Raw genomic sequence first — 21,638 nt, forward strand, 5'->3', positions numbered from 1 at the left:
CCGGCGTATCAGGCGGGTCTTCCATTGCCTTTCATGTAGGCGAGCCGCCCCGGTGCTTTCCAGGAACCACAGCGAAGTCTACGCCCGCCGGCTGCGCGCGGTGCTCATCAATTCGATCCCGCTGCTCGAAGCGCGAGGCATCGCGGTTGTCGTCCTTGCCGGCATCGTCGGCGTGATGGCGGGCATACTGGTCACCGCGATGAGCCAGATCGTGCAGGATCTGCACGGGCTGTTGTTCGGCGTGCAGCCCGGCGGCCGGCTTTCCGGCATGTTCTCGCTCGGCCACCCCATGCAGGCCCTGATCCCGGCGATCGGCGGCATCCTGCTCGGGCTGACGGTGCTCTGGCTGAGAAAGAGGAGATTCCGCACGCCTGTCGACCCGATCGAGGCCAACGCGCTCTATGGCGGTCGCATGTCGCTGACCGATACGTTCATCATCGCCGGCCAGACCATGATCTCCAGCGGTTTCGGCGCCTCCGTCGGGCTGGAAGCCGGCTACACGCAGGTCGGTTCCGGCCTGGCTTCGCGGCTGGCGCGGCTGTTCAAGCTGCGCCGCAACGATGTCCGCATCCTGGTCGGCTGCGGCGCCGCCGGTGCCATCGCGGCGGCTTTCGATGCGCCGCTTACCGGCGCTTTCTATGGTTTCGAACTGGTCATCGGCATCTATTCGGTCGCCAATGTGGTGCCTGTCATGACCGCGGCGATCTCCGCCTCGCTGACCGCCGAGATGTTCGGTGGCGTGCCGTTCCCGCTGGAGCTTGCGGGCCTGCCGGCACTCACGGCCAGCCAGTACGTGCCCTTCCTGCTGCTTGGGCTGCTTGGCGGGGCCGCCTCGATCGCCATCATGCATCTGGTGACGCTGGTCGAACGCGCCTTTGCCAAACTGTCAGTCGATGCCTCGCTGCGTCCCGTCATCGGCGGCGTCATCGTCGGCCTGCTTGGGCTCGTTACGCCGCAGGTGCTGTCGAGCGGCCACGGCGCGCTGCATCGCGAATTCGCCATGAACTATGGGCTGAGCGTGGTGGCCAGCGTCTTCGTGTTGAAGCTGGCGGCTTCCGCGATCTCGCTAGGTTCGGGGTTTCGGGGCGGACTGTTCTTCGCTTCTCTGTTTCTTGGCGCCCTGCTCGGCAAGGCATTCGCCGATGTGATGGCTTTCATCTCGCCGTCGACCGGCATCGATCCCGCCGTCGCTGCCGTTGTCGGCATGACATCGCTGGCGGTCGGCGTCGTCGGCGGCCCGCTGACGATGACGTTCCTGGCGCTGGAATCGACCCGCGACCTGACGCTGACCGGCGTCGTCCTGGCGGCCTCGATCATGGCGGCGATCCTGGTGCGCGAAACCTTCGGCTACTCCTTCTCGACGTGGCGCTTTCATCTGCGCGGCGAGACGATCCGCAGCGCCCATGACGTCGGCTGGATGCGCAGCCTGACCGTCGGCTCGATGATGCGCAAGGACATCAAGACCATCAATGCCGACACGACGCTTGCGGCCTTCCGCAAGCAGGTGCCGCTGGGTTCGGCCCAGCGCGTCATCGCCGTTGACGCCGGCGATCAGTATGTCGGCGTGCTGATCGTTGCCGAACTGCACAGCGACCTGTCCGACGGCGAAACGGCGGTGCGCGATCTCGCGCAATACAAGGATGCCGTCCTAGTGCCGAGCATGAACGTGCAGTCGGCCGCCGAGACCTTCCAGCGGGCCGGCGCCGAGGAACTGGCCGTGGTCGAGGATTTCACCGACCACATCGTGCTCGGACTGCTGACCGAGGGCCATCTGATGCGGCGCTATGCCGAGGAGCTGGAAAAAGCGCGCCGGGATCTGTCGGGCGAAGGGTAGGTCAGGCGAAGGTAGGCTGCCGAGCCGGCCCGGCTGAGCTCTTGCAGGCGAAGCTGCCGTGGCCAAGCTTGCTCTCCACCCTACATCAGCAGACCATGGCCGACCGCACACCATATCCGCCGCTCAACACGCTAAAGCCGGTTTCGAAGGACATCTGGATCGTGGATGGCCCGGTCATCCGCTTCGGCATGCCTTGGCCGAAAATGCGGTTTCCGACGCGGATGACCATCATCCGCGTCAACGACGGCGATTTGTTCGTCCATTCACCCACCTTGCTAACAGAGAGCCTCAAGGCCGAGATCGCCGGGTTAGGCAAGGTCCGCTACATCATCGGGCCGAACCGGATCCACTATTGGTGGATTCCGATGTGGCGCAGGGCCTTTGCGGATGCGGGTATCTGGCTGGCACCGCGGATTCGCGAGCAGGCGGGCGACAGGATCGATTTCGAGGCGAACGAGCTTGGTGCCGAGAGGGGCTACCCATGGGACGATGACCTCAAGTCGCTGCCGGTGGAAGGCAGCTTCATGACAGAGATGGTGTTCTTCCATTCCGTCAGCCGAACATTGATCCTGACGGACCTGATCGAGAATTTCGAACCGCGGAAGCTTGGCTGGCCGTGGCGCTGGCTTGCCAGGGCGGCTGGTGTCGTCGATCCGGATGGCAAGACGCCGCGCGATTTGCGATTGACCTTCCCCAGGGGGCAGCTCAAGGCGGCGGTCGAAAAGATGATAGAATGGAATCCGGAACGCGTGATCATGGCGCACGGCCGTTGGTACGAACGCGATGGCGTCGCCGAGTTGAAGCGCGCGTTCCGCTGGCTGGGTCCGCTCTAACGCTTTGTCTTGATGCAAGCCCGAACGAAACGTCTTCGCCTTTCCTGCACTCCTAATGCTCGATCGGCCCCTTTGCCATGACCAGCGCCGTGCCCGCGGTGGTCGGGCGCTCGATCACGCGGCGCACCCGCGGCGGCTCGTCGCCGCTGTGCAGTGCCCGCAGGCGCTCGCCGACCATGGCGTCGGCTTGGGTGATGCGGCCGTTGTGCCTGACATATTCGAGCCAGGTCGGCGTGTGGTAGTGCTCGATCCAGATCGCCGGATTTTCGAGATCGCGCGCCAGCGTCCAGTTGCGGGCACCGTCGCGGCGGCGGATGCGGCCGCGCTCGGCCATGGTGGCCAGGAACTCCGGCACGTCCTCGTCGCGGATGATGTATTCGATCATGATGGCGATGGGACCGCTGCGCGGCTTCAGGTCGAGCGCGAGATGCGGCTCCTTGAAGCGGTTGAGCGGATCGAGGTTCAGCACCTGCTGCTGCGGCAGCGGCAGCACGAGGCCGATGGCGCCGCCAGCCAGCATGGCGATGGCCGCCGCGATCAGCGCTGCCCCGGCACCATGCGCGTCGGCGACGATGCCCCAGATCCAGCTGCCGAGCGCGATGCCGCCGAACGTCGCGGTCTGATAGACCGACAGCACCCGGCCGACGACCCAGCGCGGCGTTGCCATCTGCACGGTGACGTTGAAGTGCGAAAGCGCGATCACCCAGCACGCGCCGCCGACCAGCAGGCCGAGCGATGTCTGCCAGGCATTGTGGCTGAGGGCGGCATTGAAGGCGCAGACGGCGAAGCCGGCGAAGGCCGAGCGCACCATGGTCTCGCTGGACAAAAGCTGGCGCAGCCGCACGCTGATCAGCGCGCCGCCGACCGCGCCGATGCCGAAGGCGCCCAGCATGATGCCATAGGTCAAGGCATCGCCCTTGACGACGTCGCGCGCCACCAGCGGCAGCAGCGCCAACACCGCGCCGGCGCTGAAGCCGAAGGCGGAGCCCCTGACCAGCACCTTGCCGATATTGGGCGACATGGCGACATAGCGCAGGCCCGCGCCCATGGCCGCGCCAAGCGATTCGCGCGGCAGCGTCGATGGCTGTACCTGCGGCTTCCAGCGCGCCAGCACGACGATGAGACCGATATAGCTCACCGCGTTGGCCGCGAAGGCGGCCGCCGCCCCGGCTGCGGCGACGATGATGCCGCCGATCGCCGGACCGACGCTGCGGGTCAGGTTGAAGCCCATCGAGTTCAACGCGACGGCGGCCGGCACCTTGTTGCGGGGCACGATGTCACCGACGGAGGCTTGCCAGGACGGGCTGTTCAGTGCCGTGCCGCTGTCGATCAGGAAGGTGAAGGCAAGCAGCGTCCACGGCGTCATCAAGCCGGAATAGGTGAACAGGGTCAGAAGCACCGAGACGACCAGCATGAAGGTCTGGGCGACCAGCATGACCTTGCGCCGGTCGAAGCTGTCGGCGATGGCGCCGGCGACGAGCGCGAACAGCATGATCGGCAAGGTGGTCGAGGCCTGCACCAGCGCGACCTGATAGGGCGAGGTGGCGATCGTGGTCATCATCCAGGCGGCGCCGACGCCCTGGATGAGGCCGCCGAAATTCGACACGAGGCTGGCCGACCACACGGCGCGGAAGATGCCGTGCCGGAACGGCGCCAGCGCCGAAACGCTCTCGCTCTCCGGCTTTTCGTCAATCATAGGAAAGGCCCTGCCATGGCTTGCCGATCGTTGCGGTGATCCGTTTCCCCGGATGGTTTGCCGAAACTATGGCATCGTGCCGCAAAGAGCGAACGTCTTGAAAAAAAGATCATGGTCCAACAAGGGGATAGAGGAGGACCACGCAGCCGTGCGACTTTGCTTCGATGCCGCGCCGCGCATGCACCCTATGCCCTACATGGTCCGCCATCGGCGACTGCCGAGACGTCGTCGGGACAGAACGGTCCGGCTCGCCGCAAGCAGCGGCTAGAACCCGTTTTCAATGCGTTCGAAGACGACGTTGGTGAAGGCCGATATCTGGCTGCCGATAAAGGGACCGGTCAGCGCCGCCACGAGCATGATGGCGACGATCTTCGGCACGAAGGTCAAGGTGATCTCCTGGACCTGCGTCAGGGCCTGGATCAAGGCGATGCCGATACCCACCGCCATGGCGACCAGCACCACCGGCGCGGATGCGGTCAGCACCGTCCACACCGCGTACTGGACGATGTCGAGTGCGTCGGCCTCGTTCATGGGATCGGCCTGCCGGGGCCGTCAGCTTGCCGCCTTGACCGAGACGCCGGGACCGACCGCGATCTCGGTGCCGTTGCCCAGCACGGCGATGAGGCCGCTGCTGGCAAGGCGCACGGACGCGACGGTGCCCGTCGTCTTGCCGTCGGCGGACGTTATCGAGCGCCCGATCAGCGCATCGGCCTGCGACAGCGCCGAGGACTGCATGATCTGGTCCAGCTTGGTATTGGTCTGCACAGACTGCTCGACCTGCGAGAAGGTGGCGAGCTGGGCGACATACTGTGTCGAATCCATCGGCTTGGTCGGATCCTGGTTCTTCATCTCGGCGATCAGAAGCTTCAGGAAGGACTGGTAGTCGACAGCGGTCTTGGAGGTCTGCTGGCTGGCCTGATTGGCGCCAACCGGTATCGTCGTCGTCATGTCCACGGTCATCAGCGTGCTCCCACAGCCAGCGGACGCGAGGCGCCCGGAACGTCGTCATTGCCGCCAAGCGCGCGGCGTTCGAGCGGATAGAGCGACCGAATCGCCTTTAGCGCCTCGTAGATGTGATCCTCGCCGACCATGCGGTCGATCTGTTTCAGCGCACTGCCGATCTCGGCGTCCTCGAAACTTGCAAGCAGCAGCGGCAGGGAGCGGCGGAACATTTCGCGCGCCTCGCCGGCGCCGGCCGGGTTCATCAGCATCACCTGGAGGATGAAATACAGCTGCTTGAGCGGTGTCGAGGCGTCATCGGCCTGGATCACATGGCTTTCGAGCAGGAACTGCACGTCGTTCATCAATTCGACGGTGACCTTGCGGTCGACGCGTATGACCGCACCGTTGACGTAGATCTTCTCGTTCGGCTTCAGCGATATCTTCAGCGTGTTGGTCATTGAATGCCGTCGCGGATGATCTGGGATACCTCGATCAGTCCCTCAAAATTCTGGGTGCGGCCCTGGCGAATGTCTTCCGCCTCGCGCAGCAGCCAAAGACCGATCGAAATCAGGTTGGCGCGCAGTTCCTTGGGAAGCGCGTTGTCGTTGGAGCCGAGATCCTCGACAAAGGCGCTCCAGACGCGGTTGGTGAAATGCAGCGCCTCCACTGCTTCCATCGAAGCGGGGCCAAGGGCGGCGGCCGCCGCCAGCATGTCGATCGAGCGGGTCAAAAGCTCCCGTTCACGGTCCTTCGCGTCGGCGACAGAGGTGCTCTGGATGTCGGCGTAGGAGAATTGGTACATCGTTGGCTCTACCGTTCCGGTTCAGAGTTGTCAGGTCAGGTAATTCAACAGGCTGAGCTGCTGGAGCCGCGCCGTCAATGCGAAGGAGGTCTCGATGTGCTGCGTCAGGTCAGCGACGCGGGTCGCGGCTTCGGCCGGGTCGACCGCTTCAAGATCGAGAATGTGGCGCTCGAAAAGGTCGACCTGCGTCTTCATGCGGTCGACGGCGTCGGACACGCGCTTCTGGACGATACCGGTTTCGGACTGAACCTGGCCGATGCCGCTCAGCGCTTCGCCAACCAGCGATTGCGAGCGGCCGACGATGGTGTCCTTCGCCGCCTGGCTGATATTGGTCGACATCAGGCTGGAGACCATGGCCGCCGCCATGGCGAGCTTCTTGATGCCGTCGCTGTTGGCGCTGGTCGAGGTCGCGGTGGTTTCGTTGAGCGCGATGCGGCTGACGATCTGCTGGTCGGTGGCATTCGACCAGTTGGCCTGCCAGCCCGAGCCGAAGAACTGCGGCTCGACGTCGTTGGTGATGAAATCGTCCATCTGGGCCGCGGTAATGTTTGCCGCGGCAGGGTCATCCGGCGTGAAACCGAAATTGGCGACGAAGGAGGCGTCGAAGGCAGCCTTGGCGGGTGATCCGGCCGCGGTGAAATCGTTGATCGGCTTGACGTCGGTGTTGGTGCCGGCAAACAGATACTCGCCGTTGACGCTGGTATTGAGGATCGAGGCGAGCTGCTGGACGGCCGTCTTGCCGGCCGACTGGGTGAGGTTGGCGGAAGAATCGCCCGACGTTGAGGAGGTCAGGCTCGATAGCAAGGTCTGCGCGACGCTGGAGAGCTGGCCGAGCGAGGTCTGCGTCGAGGAGAGCCGGGCGGCCACCAGGCCGTTGGAATCGATGATGACATTGAGCCGGTCGAGATCGCGCGAGAAGGTGACGGACTGGGCGGTGCGTCCGCCCAGCGCCAGGCCGACATCGGCGACCCTGCCGGTCGAGGACTCCTTCGTGGCTTTGACGAGTTCGGCCTGCATGCGCATCTGCTGATAGCGCATCGCGTTCGAGAGGGCGGCCGAAGAGACTGAGGTCATGGATTATCCCACCGCGCTGAGCAGAGCCGCCAACATGTCGTCGACGGTTTTCATCATTCGGGCCGATGCCTGATAGGTGTGTTCGAGATCGAGAAGCAGCGACATTTCCTGATCGACATTGACGCCGGTAGCGTTGGACAGCGCCTCGGCGCTGCGCGATGCCAAAGCTTGCTTGGCGTCGGCTGCGGTCGAAGCCTGCTGGCGCACGCTCTGGAGCCAACCGATCGAATTGGCGGCATAGTCGGCAACGCTCGACGTCGCCGAAATCCCGGCGGCGGGGTCGAATGTCATCGGCTGATCGAGCCGGTCGCCATAGGCGACCAGAAGGCTGGAATAAGAGGCGCCGCCAGTGTTGACGACATAGGCCGCGCCGTTGGCGCCGCCGTCGCGCAGCAGTGCCGGATTGCCGCCGGCGCTTGGATCCATGGCGGCATTGACGCTGATCGTGCTGGCAAGGCCATTGACCAGCGTGCCAGCGGCCGGCACCGCCGGCGCGCCCGACCAGGTAAACAGTCCGGCGGCGTTGGGCATCGACGGCGCGGTCTCGGCGAAGGCCGTGATCAGGCCGCGCGCGGTCTCGTCGAGCTGGCTCTGCATGGTCGAGGCTACCCCATCGCGCAACTGCAGCAAACCGGCAAGCTTGCCGCTGGCGCTGGTGTTGCCGCCGGTTCCCGCCGAGATCGGCACGTTGTCGATGTAGAGCGCATTGCCGGTGGTACCGGCGCTGTAGCCGGAGGACGGGGCGAAGCTGACCGTGCGCGGGATCGTTTCGAACAGCGTCGTGCCGTCACCCGTGGTGATGACCATGTCATTGTCGCCGCGCGTGAAGGTCGAGACCGGAATATAGTCCGAGATCTTCTTCAAAAGCGCGTCGCGCTGGTCCAGCGCATCGGAAACGTCGGTGCCGGAGCGCGTGCCCGATATGACAGCCTGGTTGGCATCCTGGAACTGGCTGAGCAGCGAGTTGAGATCGTCTACCGCCGTGGCGATCTGGCCGTCGGTCTGGGTGCGAAAGTCCTGAATGGCCCTGGAGCCTTCGTTCAGGGAGCGCACGACCTGCTTGGCCGCGTCGATAACGCTGGAGCCGAGATTCTGGTTGGACGGCGAGGTGGCATAGAGCTGCAACGCCTGCTGCAAATTGCCGATCGCGGTCGAAGGAGAGGATGCATTGTCGACACCATTGACCGAAACATCCAGCTGATCCAGGCCGCTATAGAGCGCGTTCTGGCCGCTATATGCCGACAGGGCGCTTAGATTCTGACGGAAGAGCAGGTCGTTGGCTACGCGCTGGATGTCAACCGAGCGCGCGCCCGGCGCCGTGCTGGTGACGACGGCGATGCGGCGCGTATAGTCCGGATTGGAAGCGTCGGCGACGTTGCGCGAGACAACGCTGGTCTGCCGAGCGGTGTTCATAAGCGCCGATTGGGCGATGCTCAATGCGGTGGAAAGCGACATGCGGCTCTTTCACGGGCGTTGCCCGTTTCATCTCTTCAGGTTGACAAGGACGTCCATCAGGTCGGAACCCGTCTGGAAGACTTTTGAATTGGCGGTGTAGCTGCGCTGCGCCGCGATCATGTTGGTCAGTTCCTCGGCGATATCGACGTTCGAATTCTCGAGCGCGCCGGAGATGATGGAGCCGAGCTTGCCTTCATTGGCAAAGCCGACGCGGACCGCGCCGGATTCTGTGCCTTGCGAGTACACATTGCCGGGCAGCGCGGTGAGCTGGTCGGGACTCTGCACATCGGCCAGCGGGATCTTGTAGAGGGGCTTGGTGGAGCCGTCCTTGTACTGGGCGTAGATGGTGCCGTCCTTGCTGATCTGAACCTTGTCGATGGTGCTCGGCGCGTTGCCGTTGACCTGGGCGTCCGACACCGTGAAGCCGGTGCCGAGCTGGGTCAATGCCGACAGATCCAGCGAAAAGGCGCTGCCGTTGGGCACGGTGAGCGAGACGCTGTCGACGGCGCCGGTGAGCTTGCCCGTGGTCGCGTCGAAGGTCAGATTGGCCGAGCCCAGTGCGCCGCCGGTGTAGGGGAATGACGTTCCGGCGGTCGCCTTCGACTGGTCGAAGACCGATACCTGCCAGGTGCCGGCGCCGGTGTTGGTGAAATAGACGTCGAGCAGCTTCTTGTTGCCGAGATTGTCATAGGCGACCATCGAGGATTTCGAGGTGTACTGCGCGCCTGCGGCGTTGGTGGTGGGCAGGTTGCCGGCCGCGACTGGCGTCGCGCCTGCGGGCAAGTTACCGCTGTAGAGACCCTCGGTGCTCGGGGTCGCGGTCATTCCCTGATCGGAGATGACGACCGGGACCAATCCTTCAAAACCGTTCACCGTCGCCGCCGGCACGCCATTTTCGTAGCTGTAGGCCATCAGCTGGAAGCCGGCCGAGTTGACCAGCCTGCCCTGGCCATCGGGAACGAAGGCGCCGGCGCGGGTGAGGAAAGGCGTACCGCTCGGGTCCTGGACGACAAAGAAGCCGTCGCCGCTGACGGCAAGATCGGAAACAGAGGTGGTGTATTGGAGCACGCCCGGATCGCTGACCGCCTGCCGGATCGTGGTGGTGATGCCGCCGGAATTATAGGCGCCGCCCGTCGAGGGCATGACCAGAGTTGAAAATTCTGCGGAGGACCGCTTGTAGCCGGTGGTATCGGAATTGGCGATGTTGTCGGCTGTCGTCGACAGACGGTTGGCCTGCGCGTTCATCCCGGAAACGCCGGTCCGCATCATCCCGTAGAGGCTCATCGAAATGTCTCCGCAATGTCCATGCCACTGGCAGCGAGGCTACGCGTCCTGTCTTGCGCGAGGCTGGCGCGGCGGCGCATCAGAACACCAGCCGGTAGCCGAGGAAGCGCTTGGAATCGATCGGATCGGTGCCCAGCTTCTCGCGCAGCTTCTTGCGCAGCTTGCTGATGTGGCTTTCCACCACGTTCTCCTCGACCTCTTCGTCGAAGATGCCGTAGATGGCGTTGAATACTTGGGTCTTGGTGACGCGGCGGCCGCGATTGCTTGCCAGATATTCGAGAATGCGGCGCTCACGGCGCGGCAAGGGAAGCGGCTGGCCATCGATTTCGGGGTCGCGGCCATCCATGAAGATGCGCATGGCGCCGATCTCGGTGAAGGCGGCATCCTCGTTGGCGCGGCGGCGGATGGCTGTTATGCGAGCCAGGATCTCTCGGATATGGACCGGCTTGCGGATGACGTCATCGACACCGCTCTCGAACAGCCGCAACGTGTTCTCCAGCGAATGCTGCTCGCTGAGTGCAATCACCGGGGCTCCGGTGCGGTCGCGGATCTGGCGCGGAGAGATCGCGCCTTCCCGGCAGTCGCCGATGAGGAAGGCCCGGACCGAGCGCAGATCGGCATCGGCGGCCGAGTTCACCCACTCGCCGAATTCGCCGGAAGCGAAGCCTGCGCAGGCGATGCCCTCGCGGTCAAAAAGTGAATTGTATCCGTCTGTCACGAGCTCTCGCTCGTCAACGATAACGATCATCGGCCCCGCCTCCGAATCAGCTCATCTGCCCCGTGGGGAAAGCCGTATCCGCTGGCAGGAATCCTGAACAACCGTCATTTCTTGTAACTAGTTTCTTGGGAGTCCGGAATCGCATCGGTTGCATTAGCGTGGGGTGAGATATGCTTCGTGCTCCAAGTCCCGGCCAAGTCGAAGCACAACGCCGAGACTTTGCGACTGATTGCATGAGATGCAAAAGTACGCTCATGGGTTGCAGAACGTGCGGGCATTGCCGGTCCATTTGCCGAAGCCGGTGGCAACCATGTTTGATATCACGCGGCAGACATAGACCTTCTGCGCCGGGTCGTTGTCGGGCCCGGCATGATAGCGGGCGACGGCCATCGACCAGGTCACGTGATGGGCATGAAGGCTGGCCAGGAAACGCGCCGCATAGTCGACATTCTGGCGCGGATCTAACATGTCCTCGACGCTGCGGAAATGCGCGCCGTGGTAGTGGTGATTGATTTGCATGCAGCCGAGATCGATCAGCGTCTTGCCTTCGCGTCGGGCATTGGCGAAGGTTGCAAGAGCTTCGGCGCGGCTTGTCGGGAAGACCGCTTTTCCTTCTATATTCAATGCGTTGGGCTGCAAGCTTCCCTTCTTGCCGGTCTCGGTCAAGCCGACGGCATAGAGGATGCCGGCCGGCACGCCATAGCGGTCGGCGGCGCGCAGGATTTCCGGTTCGCAAGCATTGGCGGCGGCAGGGGCGGCGCCCGCAAGACTAGATAAACATATCGCCGCCAGCGCGCTCGCGAGAAGGCGAAGCGGGGCGGCCGTGTGTTTGCGCGTCATCATTGTGTCTTCCCGCGGATTGCTGGCCCGGTTGCTGGCCGCCGGCGCCGCTGTTGCCGCCGCCGGAATTCCCGGGTTGAAAGGACGACTGGTCGCGGCCCACTGCCGTCTGCAAGGATGCGGTTGCATCAGTGCGGGTCGTTGCGGGGACCGCTACCGAAGGTTGCAGTATCGTGACCTTGTCAACCTCGAAGCCGAGTCCGCGCAGGGACTTGACGATGGCATCGCTATCCGAGGACAGCCGATGGTAGGCGTCATGTGTTTGAGGCTTCAACTCAATCGAAAGTTGTTCTCCGGAGAGGCGAAGATTGGCGGTGACCATGCCAAGCTCGGCCGGATGAAGTTCGATCTTCAACACATGTGTCGCGGCGGCAACAGGGCCTGTCAGCTGCGCGGTTGCGGAGGGTGTCGAAAGTGCCGTTTTCGGGCCGCCATCGGCTGTTATGGCGCCGATCACGTTGAGGGCCGCCTGGCTCATCGGCGCCTGCGGCGGGGCAGGGAAGCTGCGCTCGGAGACCACGTCGATGCGCGCTGCCGCCGACAGTTGTTTTCCGGGACCGGACCGCAAGGAGGACTGCACATCGGCGATGGATTTCAGCTGCGGTGCCGCCTGCTTCGGATCCACGCCCGGCACTTCGGCCGGCGCTGTCTGGGGCAGCGGCCCGGCGATCGCATTGTCGCGTTTTGGCGTGCCGGCGGCGTCGTGGACGGTCTGGCCATCGAGCTTGGTCAGCGGCCCATCGACGAGCGATGTCCGCTCGGGCTTCGACATCGGCTCGAGATCGTCATGCCCGGCGGCGGATTTCGGCCGATAGGCCTTCGGCAGAAGCTGCCCGTCGAGCGCCGGTTCCTGTCCGGTTTCGCTCGTACCGGCCGGTCTGGCCGATGTCGAGAAATGGCGCAGGTCATGGAACGCGATCAGCAACGGCAGATGGTCCTCGAGCCGCGTCGTACCTGTCTCGGCCGCCGCGCCATCGGCGTCCTTGTCCGCGGTGTCCTTGTCCGGCTCGGCGGTCTTGTCGTCCCTGGCTGTTTTCGCGGCCGGCATTCCGCTGGATGGGATCCTTGCCTTGCCAGCCGGCAGCGGCTCGTCCTTCTGCCCGGCAGGACCGGCGGCAAGCCTGCTCCAGCGCTCATCGCGCGATCCGGCCCCGGCTGCCGGATGCTTGTCCGGGTGGGCCGGGACAGCCTTGTCGTCCAGCATCTTGCCGAAACCCGTGTCGTCATTCTTTCCGGTCGCCGCCGGCTGTTCCGCCGTTGTGCGCGCGGTGGCGATTACCGGCAGCGCCGGACCGAGGCTGGGGGTCATTTCGGAGCGGCTCCAAGCATCTGGTCGATCAGGTCGAGCTGTCGACGAGTTTTGACCATGGCGGCATCAGTCGGGTCTGAAGTGTCTATGCTGGCCGCGGCCGCCGGCGCCGATGCCGGCAGGACCGTTGCCGCATCGTCCGGAGCCGGTGCGTTCGGCGCAGCTGCCGCTGTGTCGCCGGATGGCGCGACGGCCGGCTGTTCGGAGACAGCACCCTCGACGGGCGGCAATCCGGCGGCGTCGGCGGCCTGCGCGGCGGCAGGCTCGGGCTCGTGCGATGGCATGACCTCGGCAGGCGCCGGGCTTGCGGTCGGAAGGGAAGCGGGCGGCGCCACCACTTCGCCGGCGATGGCCTCGGCGGCGTCGAGCAGCGCGCGGTCGCCGTCCGACAACCGGCTGCGGTCGATCTTGCCCAGCTTGGCGCGCACGTCCTCGATGGTACCCGATGTCACGGTGGACAGGCTGGAGTAGAGCAGGGCACGCGGATCGCCCTGATTGGTGTTGCCGTCGCGGCCTTGCTCGGCCCGCGCCGAGGCGAAGGCGGACAATTCGTTCAGGCCGTCGATCGCGGCGCGGCGGGCGATGCGCAGATAAATGACCTTCTCGCGCTCGGGATCCATCATCGAGGTGATATCGGCCAATTTGTCCTGGCTGATCGACATGTGCAACTCAATCACGCCCGAGACGAAGGAGTCGGCGAACTGGCTGGCATAGGGCGAATAGAGATAGCGCTCGACATATTGTGTGGAGGCAAGCGCGAAGCGCGCCGCGTCGCGCTGCGCGACCGCAATGCCGACCGAGCGGCGCAATGCCGCCTCCTCGACCAGTGTCCCGGGGCCGAGCAGTTTCGCCTCGTCGAGCAGCACCAGCGCCGCGGCCGGCTGGTCGCCGGCGAGCAGCGAACCCTTGACCAGGGCAAGGAAGGCGCCGAGGTCGCTGGGCTCCGCCATCGGATCGACCGGCTTCAAGGCTTCGATGGCCTCGCCAGGGCGGCCGTTCAGGTAGTCGATGACGCCCCTGGCAAGGGCTAGGTCCCGCGCATCGGCGGCGGCGCGCGACACGGCCGCCTCGACGGTCACGGGATTGCCGCCGCTCATGCCGTAGACCAGCAACGCGCGAAAATTCTTCGGATCCTTGAAATCGTCCTTGTCCGCCTCGCGCAGACGCGTATCGATCATCTCCAGCAGCTTGGACTGCATCGGCAGCGCGGCGTGGTCGCCGACGGCGATACGGTCTTGAATAAGCTGTAACGAGCGCACCAGCTGATAGGGCTGCAACGGATCCTGGGCGAGGGCGGCCGTAGGCTGGCCGGCCAACAGCAAAAGGCCCATCAAGCGGCTGGTGAAGACCGCCCGCCTCATCCGCCGGTCGCCATCAATATCTCGATGCGGCGGTTCACCGCCGACAGCGGATCGGCAGGGTCCTTCGGCTGGCGGTCGGCGAAGCCGGCGACTTCGGTGATGCGGCGCTCGTCGACGCCGCCGCGCACCAACATGTAATAGGCCGAATGCGCGCGCGCCGTCGAAAGCCGCCAATTGTCGTAGCCGGCGCCGCGGAACGGCCGTGCGTCGGTGTGGCCATTGATGCTGATCGTGCCCTTCTGGCTGTTGACGATGCGGCCGATCTTTTCCATCGCCAGCACCAGTTCACGGCGCGGCATCGCCGAGCCGACCTCGAACATGCCGAAATCGAGCTGGTCGGTGATCGAGATGACGACGCCCTTGTCGGTGGCTTCGACGGAAACCCCATCATGCAACTTGTCGCCAGGTTTGAAGGCATCGGCAAGCTGCTGCCTGACATCGGCCGCAGCCTTGAGCGCGGCCGCGCCCGGCATCTTTTCGCCGGCATCCGGCTTGGCCGCCTCCTGGGCGGCGGCCACCTTGGCGTCCGCGAGCCCGGCAGCGCCGGCTTTCGCATCACCCGCCTCGGCGATTGCCCTTGCGGGCTTGCCGTCCTTTGCCAGAGGTTCAAGCGGCGCTGCGATGACGGGCGGCGCAGGCGGCACGGCCTTGACCTTGGCGACCTGCGCCTCGGCGGCCTTGTCGCCGGGCTTCACCGGATCACCTTCGATCCTCGCGCGCTGCGCGCTGGCCTCGGCGCCCGGCGAGGCGACCTGCTGAGACCAGAAATCAGGCTCGAACGGATCGCGATAGGAGGCGCCGCCGGAAGCGCCTGTTGCCGGGCCGGCACTTTGCGCGCCGCCATCGCCCTTCTGGCTGACGTTCTGCATGACGCCGGTGTTGGTGGCGATTTCCGAGAGCACCGCATAGGGATCGGCGAACAGGTGTTCGTCGGACTGCTCGGACTGCTGTGGCTCCTGCTTTTCCTTTTTGGGATCGGATGAACCCGCGCCGCCGGCTCCATCCTGTCCGGCCTTGGTGGCCGCCTCTTCCGGATTGTCGGCGGTCAGCCCGATGGCGCGGGGACCGTCGCCGAGATCTTCCAGGCCCTTGCGGCTCGACGTGCGGTCGACCAGCTTCACCGGATTGAAATAGCTGGCGACCGCCGCCTTGGTCTGTTCGTTGGCGGCGTTGATCAGCCACATGACCAGGAAGAAGCACATCATGGCCGTCATGAAGTCGGCGAAGGCGATCTTCCAGACGCCACCGTGATGGCCTTCCTCGTGGTCGTCATGGCCGCGACGCACGATGATGATTTCGTGCCTGGCCTGATCGGCATCGGCGACGCTCATGCCAACACCTCGGAGAGCGTTGCCGACCATTCGGCCATGCGCGTCTCGAACACCGCTTCGTCGACGGAGACCGTGAGATCGAAGCCGGGAGCTTCGATGAAGTCGAGATTGGCGGCGCGCACTCCGAGCGATGCCTTCAGCGCTTCGAACAGGGAAAGCGGTCCACGAACGACTATGCGCACCGCTTCGCCATCGCCGACCGCTTCGCGGACCGCACCGGCAAGCGCTTCAAGCGAGCGCTTTTGCAGGTCGTCACTGACGATGCCGCCGATGATGCGGGCGACCGTGGCGGCGACGAGGTCCGTCACGCGCGCCTCCATGGCATCGATGCGCAACGAGACCGCCTCGCCGACATCGCCACCGAAGCTCTCGAGAAAGGCCTTCGCTTCCTCGGCATTCGCCCGGCGTTCAGCATCCATCGCTGCTTCGTGGGCAGCCGCAAGCCGTTCGCCAAGCGCTGCCTCCGCCTGGGCGACCGCTTCGGCGATCAGCGTGCCGATATCGGCTTGCGGCGCGGCTGCTTCCGGCTCGTGCTCGGCGGCGGCCTTCGGCTGGCTGACACGTTGCGGGCGCGCGCCGAAATCCGGCAGGAGATCGAAAAGGGCTAGGGAAGGCATGGGCTACACCGCGACTTCCTGGGCCGCCCATTTGCGCAGGATTTGCGCGGTGCGCTCCTCGTTGAGGTCGACCATGCGGGCAAGCCGCTCCTGCGGCGCGGGCCTGATCTTCTGGCGCAGGTCATCGAGGGGGGTGGAACCGGCCCGCACGCCCGGCAAGGTGCCGACCGCCGAGCCGGCTTCGGCGGAAGCCGTGGCCTCCGGCGTCGGCAGCGAGCGCTGGACCTCGTCGAAATTGGGACCCGCTATGGCCGGCGTCGCCTTTGCCGTCAGGGCCGCCGCCATCGGGCGCAGGCCGAAGAAGGCCACCAGGAACACCACGACGATGAAGGCGCCGGCATTGATCAGCGTGCCGGCATGCTGGCCGACGGAATCGAGCATTCCAGCTTGCGGGATCGCCTCGCCGTCGAGCCCGTCGATGAACTCGACCGCCGAGACGTCGATGACATCGCCCCGCTTGTCGTCGAAGCCGGTGGCAGAGGTCACCATCTTCTGGATGTCGGCGACGCGCTTGGCGATCTGTTCGGGCGTGGCGTCCTTGCCCAGGATAGCCTTCAGCCGATCCTGGTTGACGACCACGGCGATGGACATCTTGGTGACGCTGTAGCCGTTGGAGACGGTGGCGATCTTCTTGGAGTTGATCTCGTAGTTGGTGATCTCTTCCCTGCGGTCGTTCTGCGAGGAGGATTGCGGACCCTCGGTGACGGTCGTCTGCGTCTCGGGCAGGTTCTGCTCGACGCTCGCCGGAGTGGAGGCCTGCTTCTGGTTGTTGTTCTCGTTGGCGCGCACCGACTGCACCGAACGCTCTACGCGCGACTCCGGATCGAAGATCGTCTCCTCCGTCTGGCGGGTATCGGTGTTGACGTCGGCCTTGACGCTGGCGCGGAAATTGTCCGGGCCGAGATACGGGGTGAGGGCGCGCCGGATGTTGTCGCCGATCTGCGCCTCGACGGTCTGCTCGACGCCGAGCGTGCGGGCGGCACTTGTGTTGGAAGGATCATCTCCCGCCGCCAGCAGATTGCCGTTTGAATCGAGCACCGTCACTTTGTCGGCCGACAGGCCGGGAACGGCGGCGGCGACGAGATGGCGGATCGACATGGCACTTTTCTCGGCGTCGATGCCGGCGTAGCGGATGACGACCGACGCGGAGGGCTGCTGTTCGTCGCGGCGGAAATTGGCACGCTCGGACATGACGATATGGACGCGCGCCGCCTTGACGCCCGCGATCGACTGGATGGTGCGCGATATCTCGCCCTCCAGCGCGCGCACACGCGTGATCTGCTGCATGAAGGAGGTCAGGCCGAGCGAGCCGACATTGTCGAACAGTTCATAGCCGGCATTGGCGCTGGTCGGCAGGCCCTTTTCGGCAAGCAGCATGCGCGCCTGCGCGGTGGTGCCGGCCGGTACCAGCACCGAGGTTCCGTCGGAGCCGACGTCGAAGCCGATGCCGGCCTCGCCCAGCACGAGGCCGATCTGGTTCACGTCCGCGCGGTCGAGCCCGACATAGAGCGTGTCGTAGGCCGGACGGTTGAGATAGACCGAGGCGACGCCGATGACGCTCATCACCAATGCGGCGATGCCCGCCAGCATGGCTAGGCGCTTCACGCCAAACCCGCGGAGATTCGCGATGATGCTCTGGATCTGTTCCGGCACGGTCGACTACTCCCAGCATGACTGTCCGCTGGAACACTAGCCCTTGAAGCTTGTGCGAAAATGAAATCGGGCCGCGCTCGGCGCGCGGCCCGTCAGGCTTCCGGTGAAGGGATCGAGTCGGTGGTTAGCTCTTGAACAGCGACAGGATCGACTGCGAGGAGCTGTTGGCGATCGACAGCGACTGGATGCCGAGCTGCTGCTGCACCTGGAGCGCCTGGAGGCGGGTCGATTCCTTGTTCATGTCGGCGTCGACGAGTTGGCCGACACCGCGGTCGATGGAGTCCATCAGGCTCTGCGTGAAGGTCTTCTGCAGGTCGATCGAGCTCTTGGCCGAACCGAGGATGGTGGCGGAATCGGTCAGCTGGCTCATGACGTTGTCGATCTTGGTGATCATCTGGGTGATGATGTCGTCGGTCACGCCCGCCGCAGTGATGTCGAGATTGTAGGCGGAAATATTGTCAACCTTGGCAACCGCCCCCGCCGCGGTCTGGCCGGCGGTATTGGCTGCGATATCCGTTGATCCACCCGCGATCGACGCCGCATAGGCGGTGTCATACAGGGTCTGCGCGGCCGCGGTCGAATAGATCGATGTCTTGCGGTCTAGAATGCCCTGGTTCTTGACCTCGGTGGGGAGCCCGGAATCAAAAAGCTTGGTGCTCTCGACATCGATGTCGATCGTCCCGAGCTGGACGGCGCCGGACGAGGTGCGGTTGAACGAGGACACGATCTTGGAGTCCGGCTGGACGCCGTCATTGGCGGCCGTCACCTGCTTGGATATCACCGACAGGAAATTCGAACCGGAGAAAGTGGCGGCATCGGCAAAGGACTTCATCTGCGCCTGGAGCGCCGTGATTTCGGTCTGCGTCTTTGCCTTGGCGGCATCCGTCTGGCCGACGGTCGAAAGCAGCTTGGTTTTGATCTTGCCGATCGTGTCCAGCACGTTGTTCATGCCGGTATAGGCGGTGTCGACCTTTGAGGCGCCGAGGCCGAGCGCATCCTGCACGGTCGAGAGCGCCTGGTTGTCGGAGCGCATGGTGGTGGCGATCGACCAGTAGGCGGCGTTGTCGGAGGCCTCGGAGACCCGGTAGCCCGTCGAGACGCGGGCCTGTGTCTGCTCGAGCGACTTGTTGGTGGCGTTGAGGCTTTGAAGTGCAGTCAACGCCGCAGCGTTCGTCATGATGCTCGCCAAGAAACTCGCTCCTTCTCTAAGCCGGCATGCCCACAGGCCTGATCGGCCTGTCCATCGGCTGCGATCGTGCCGGTCGGGCCGATTCGACAACCTGTCGTAAGCTATTGGTTAACCATACTTAGCGCGATATGGTTAACACCCTGTTAAAAGTCAGCTTTCGACAGTTAAGGAACGAGGATTGCGCGGGGCTGGAGCAAACGCAATCGGGCCGCGCTTTTGGCGCGGCCCGATATCTTGGTGCTGTTCGTGGATGGTGAAGGCGATCAGCCGCGGAAGAGCGACAGGATCGACTGCGACGAACCGTTGGCGATCGACAGCGCCTGGATGCCGAGCTGCTGCTGAACCTGCAGGGCCTGGAGGCGGGTCGATTCCTTATTCATGTCGGCATCGACGAGCTGGCCGACGCCGCGGTCGATGGAGTCCATCAGGCTCTGCGTGAAGGTCTTCTGCAGGTCGATACTGCTCTTGGCAGCGCCGAGCGTGGTGGCGGCGTTCGTCATGTCCTTGAGCGCGGCGTCGACGACTTTCATCATCCCCGAGATCTGGTCGTCGCTGAAGCCTTTGCCCGTTGCGGAGTCGAAGATCTTCAGGCTGGCGACCGAATAGGTGTCGCCGGCCGCAACGGTAGCACCAGCAGCCGGAGTAGCCGCCGTGGCGGTGACGCTGCCGTCGGTGCCCAGACGCGCGGCGTCGAGGATGCCCTTCGCGGTGCCGGCCGTGGTACCCGCCTCGTAGAGCTTGGTGCTTTCCACGTTGACGTCGATCGTCGAGATCGAGACCGCGCCGGAAGCGTCACGGTTGAAGGCCGAAACGATCTTGACGTCCGCCACGGACGTGCCCGTGCCGCTGTCCACGGACAGCATGTTGGTGCCGGAGAAGCTGGCGCCATCGGCATAGGCCTTCAGCTGCTTCTGAAGGGCGGCGATTTCGGTCTGGGTCTTTTCCTTGTCGGCATCCGTCTGGCCGTAAGAGGCGGTCAGCTTGGTCTTGATCTGGTTGATGGTGTCGATCGCGCTGTTCATGCCGGTGTAAGCGGTATCAACCTTCGAGGCGCCGAGGCCGAGCGCGTCCGAAACGGTCGACATCTGCTGGTTGTCGGAACGCATCGTGGTGGCGATCGACCAGTAAGCGGCGTTGTCCGAAGCCTGGGAAACGCGATAGCCCGTCGAGATGCGGGCCTGGGTGGTTTCGAGGTTCTTGTTGGTGGCGTTCAAGCTCTGCAGCGCGGTCAGCGCCGAGGCATTGGTCATGATACTGGCCATGGCTACTCGTACCTTGTTTTTTTACAGGTGTTTTTTGACATACCGGATTGGCCGGTATGACGGAGCGGCATCATGCCAATGATCTGTCTGAGACCCGATCACCCGCCATCTGCGGGGAATATGGCGGCAAGTCCCTACCAAAGGACTAAACCGGACGGTTAATCGAAAAATATTGTCGAAGAAAACGAGGGAGCGCGGCCGGCGCCGGGCGCGATCAGTTGAAGGAGCGCACCAGGCTGCCGACAAGCAGGTTCCAGCCGTCGATCAGGACGAAGAACAGGATCTTGAACGGCAACGATACCACCGTCGGCGGCAGCATCATCATGCCCATCGCCATGGTGATGGTGGCGACGATCAGGTCGATGACGAGGAACGGCAGCACGATCAGGAAGCCGATCTCGAAGCCGCGCCGGATTTCGGAGATCATGAAGGCGGGCACCAGGATGCGCAGGTCGACGGTTTCCTTCGCAACGGTCTGGCCGCGTTCGCGGGCGAGGTCGGCGAAAAGGTCGAAGTCCTTGTCGCGCACATTGTGCAGCATGAAGGTGCGGAAGGGCTCGGAAATCTTCTCGAAGGCCTCGGTCTGGCTGATCTGGTTGTCCATCAGCGGCTTGACGCCGGTATTCCAGGCCTGGTCGAAGGTCGGCGCCATGACATAGAAGGTCATGAACAGCGACAGCGAAATGAGGATTAGGTTCGCCGGCGTCGACTGCAGGCCGATGCCGGCGCGCAGGATCGAGAAGGCGATGACGAAACGGGTGAAGCTCGTCACCATGATCAGCAGGCCCGGCGCCACCGACAGCACGGTGAGCAGGCCGAACATCTGGATGATGTAGCCGACGGTGGTGCCGTCGGCCTTGCCGATGCCGCCGAGGTCCAGTTGCTGGGCCGTTGCGATCGATGTGGCGGCGCCGAGCAGCGCCGCGGCAAGAAGAAATTTCTTCATTCGAGCAGCAACGTCCTGATGAGTACCTGCTTGGCATGCCCCTGGCTGCGGATCGAGGCGCGCTCCTCGATATCGGCCTTCAGGTGCTGATAGCCGCTGGCGCCTTCGATCTGGTGCATCTTCAGAGTGCGCACGAAGGCCAGGAGATCCTGATGGATCTCATCCGACATTGCCGGCGGCTGCGGCGCGTCGTAGACCACCGACACTTCCATCCTGATCCAGGTCTCGGCGGGCGAGGCGATATTGGTGGTGATCGGCGCCAGCGCGACGAGTGACGGTCCCGTGCCGGGCTCTACGTCGGCGGGCTTGGGCACCTTGCCCTCGTTTTCCGGCGCGACCGGTACCGATGCCGGTGCCCCCACACCCTTGAGATAACCGCCGGACAACCATCCCATGCCGATGGCGACAGCCGTCACCAGGAGCAGCATGGCGCCCTGGACGGCAAGGGAAGGACCCTTGCGAGACGGAACCTGTTCGACGCTGGCCACGGTG

The 21,638-nt window shown here is 64.4% G+C and carries 21 protein-coding genes; 2 read left to right on the plus strand and 19 right to left on the minus strand.

What is annotated here, in order from left to right:
• Window positions 1–52: 52 nt before the first annotated feature.
• The gene (locus tag FJ964_RS06665; protein ID WP_140549651.1) at window positions 53–1,834 is read left to right on the plus strand and encodes a chloride channel protein; all 1,782 of its coding nucleotides are present in this window, start codon (window positions 53–55) and stop codon (window positions 1,832–1,834) included.
• 95 nt (window positions 1,835–1,929) lie between these two features.
• On the plus strand, window positions 1,930–2,667 hold the full coding sequence (locus FJ964_RS06670; RefSeq protein WP_140549652.1) for a DUF4336 domain-containing protein: 738 nt from the start codon (window positions 1,930–1,932) through the stop codon (window positions 2,665–2,667).
• Window positions 2,668–2,719: 52 nt separating this feature from the next.
• Here FJ964_RS06670 and FJ964_RS06675 read toward each other — a convergent pair whose 3' ends face one another.
• From FJ964_RS06675 to FJ964_RS06765, 19 genes are all read right to left on the minus strand, one after another.
• Window positions 2,720–4,363 (minus strand): MFS transporter, encoded by a 1,644-nt coding sequence (locus FJ964_RS06675; RefSeq protein WP_140549653.1) that lies wholly within the window; start codon window positions 4,361–4,363, stop codon window positions 2,720–2,722.
• Between the two features lie 264 nt (window positions 4,364–4,627).
• Window positions 4,628–4,894 (minus strand): flagellar biosynthesis protein FliQ, encoded by a 267-nt coding sequence (gene fliQ / locus FJ964_RS06680; RefSeq protein ID WP_140496235.1) that lies wholly within the window; start codon window positions 4,892–4,894, stop codon window positions 4,628–4,630.
• A gap of 21 nt (window positions 4,895–4,915) precedes the next feature.
• On the minus strand, window positions 4,916–5,323 hold the full coding sequence (flgD, locus tag FJ964_RS06685) for a flagellar hook assembly protein FlgD (RefSeq protein ID WP_140549654.1): 408 nt from the start codon (window positions 5,321–5,323) through the stop codon (window positions 4,916–4,918).
• The gene (gene flbT, locus FJ964_RS06690) at window positions 5,323–5,763 is read right to left on the minus strand and encodes a flagellar biosynthesis repressor FlbT (RefSeq protein ID WP_140549655.1); all 441 of its coding nucleotides are present in this window, start codon (window positions 5,761–5,763) and stop codon (window positions 5,323–5,325) included. The genes flgD and flbT overlap by 1 nt, the downstream gene beginning before the upstream one ends.
• Window positions 5,760–6,107: a flagellar biosynthesis regulator FlaF gene (flaF, locus tag FJ964_RS06695; protein ID WP_140549656.1), complete on the minus strand. Its 348-nt coding sequence runs from the start codon at window positions 6,105–6,107 to the stop codon at window positions 5,760–5,762. Before flaF ends, flbT begins: the two co-directional genes overlap by 4 nt.
• A gap of 30 nt (window positions 6,108–6,137) precedes the next feature.
• Window positions 6,138–7,181 carry a flagellar hook-associated family protein gene (locus tag FJ964_RS06700; RefSeq protein ID WP_140549657.1) on the minus strand — a complete coding sequence of 348 codons (1,044 nt, stop codon included), beginning with the start codon at window positions 7,179–7,181 and terminating at the stop codon, window positions 6,138–6,140.
• A 3-nt stretch (window positions 7,182–7,184) separates the two neighbouring features.
• Window positions 7,185–8,636 (minus strand): flagellar hook-associated protein FlgK, encoded by a 1,452-nt coding sequence (gene flgK, locus FJ964_RS06705; RefSeq protein WP_140549658.1) that lies wholly within the window; start codon window positions 8,634–8,636, stop codon window positions 7,185–7,187.
• A gap of 27 nt (window positions 8,637–8,663) precedes the next feature.
• The gene (locus FJ964_RS06710; RefSeq protein ID WP_140549659.1) at window positions 8,664–9,920 is read right to left on the minus strand and encodes a flagellar hook protein FlgE; all 1,257 of its coding nucleotides are present in this window, start codon (window positions 9,918–9,920) and stop codon (window positions 8,664–8,666) included.
• Between the two features lie 79 nt (window positions 9,921–9,999).
• Window positions 10,000–10,668 carry a response regulator transcription factor gene (locus FJ964_RS06715; RefSeq protein ID WP_140549660.1) on the minus strand — a complete coding sequence of 223 codons (669 nt, stop codon included), beginning with the start codon at window positions 10,666–10,668 and terminating at the stop codon, window positions 10,000–10,002.
• 222 nt (window positions 10,669–10,890) lie between these two features.
• Window positions 10,891–11,478, minus strand: a complete 588-nt coding sequence (locus tag FJ964_RS06720) for a lytic transglycosylase domain-containing protein (RefSeq protein ID WP_181172407.1) — start codon at window positions 11,476–11,478, stop codon at window positions 10,891–10,893.
• On the minus strand, window positions 11,408–12,787 hold the full coding sequence (locus FJ964_RS06725) for a flagellar hook-length control protein FliK (RefSeq protein WP_140549661.1): 1,380 nt from the start codon (window positions 12,785–12,787) through the stop codon (window positions 11,408–11,410). Before FJ964_RS06725 ends, FJ964_RS06720 begins: the two co-directional genes overlap by 71 nt.
• The gene (locus tag FJ964_RS06730) at window positions 12,784–14,148 is read right to left on the minus strand and encodes a chemotaxis protein MotC (RefSeq protein WP_140549662.1); all 1,365 of its coding nucleotides are present in this window, start codon (window positions 14,146–14,148) and stop codon (window positions 12,784–12,786) included. Before FJ964_RS06730 ends, FJ964_RS06725 begins: the two co-directional genes overlap by 4 nt.
• On the minus strand, window positions 14,145–15,479 hold the full coding sequence (locus FJ964_RS06735) for a MotB family protein (protein ID WP_140549663.1): 1,335 nt from the start codon (window positions 15,477–15,479) through the stop codon (window positions 14,145–14,147). The genes FJ964_RS06730 and FJ964_RS06735 overlap by 4 nt, the downstream gene beginning before the upstream one ends.
• Entirely contained in the window at window positions 15,476–16,096 is a 621-nt protein-coding gene (locus tag FJ964_RS06740) for a hypothetical protein (protein ID WP_140549664.1), read from the minus strand. Before FJ964_RS06740 ends, FJ964_RS06735 begins: the two co-directional genes overlap by 4 nt.
• Window positions 16,097–16,099: 3 nt before the next feature.
• Window positions 16,100–17,749, minus strand: coding sequence for a flagellar basal-body MS-ring/collar protein FliF (gene fliF, locus FJ964_RS06745; RefSeq protein WP_140549665.1), 1,650 nt, complete (start codon window positions 17,747–17,749; stop codon window positions 16,100–16,102).
• Window positions 17,750–17,873: 124 nt separating this feature from the next.
• Window positions 17,874–18,938 (minus strand): flagellin, encoded by a 1,065-nt coding sequence (locus tag FJ964_RS06750; RefSeq protein WP_140549666.1) that lies wholly within the window; start codon window positions 18,936–18,938, stop codon window positions 17,874–17,876.
• Between the two features lie 263 nt (window positions 18,939–19,201).
• The gene (locus FJ964_RS06755) at window positions 19,202–20,200 is read right to left on the minus strand and encodes a flagellin (protein WP_140549667.1); all 999 of its coding nucleotides are present in this window, start codon (window positions 20,198–20,200) and stop codon (window positions 19,202–19,204) included.
• 214 nt (window positions 20,201–20,414) lie between these two features.
• Window positions 20,415–21,146 (minus strand): flagellar type III secretion system pore protein FliP, encoded by a 732-nt coding sequence (gene fliP, locus FJ964_RS06760; protein WP_140549668.1) that lies wholly within the window; start codon window positions 21,144–21,146, stop codon window positions 20,415–20,417.
• The gene (locus tag FJ964_RS06765) at window positions 21,143–21,634 is read right to left on the minus strand and encodes a flagellar basal body-associated FliL family protein (protein ID WP_140549669.1); all 492 of its coding nucleotides are present in this window, start codon (window positions 21,632–21,634) and stop codon (window positions 21,143–21,145) included. Before FJ964_RS06765 ends, fliP begins: the two co-directional genes overlap by 4 nt.
• Window positions 21,635–21,638: the final 4 nt, after the last annotated feature.

The organism is Mesorhizobium sp. B2-3-2 (assembly GCF_006442295.1).
Classification (GTDB): domain Bacteria; phylum Pseudomonadota; class Alphaproteobacteria; order Rhizobiales; family Rhizobiaceae; genus Mesorhizobium.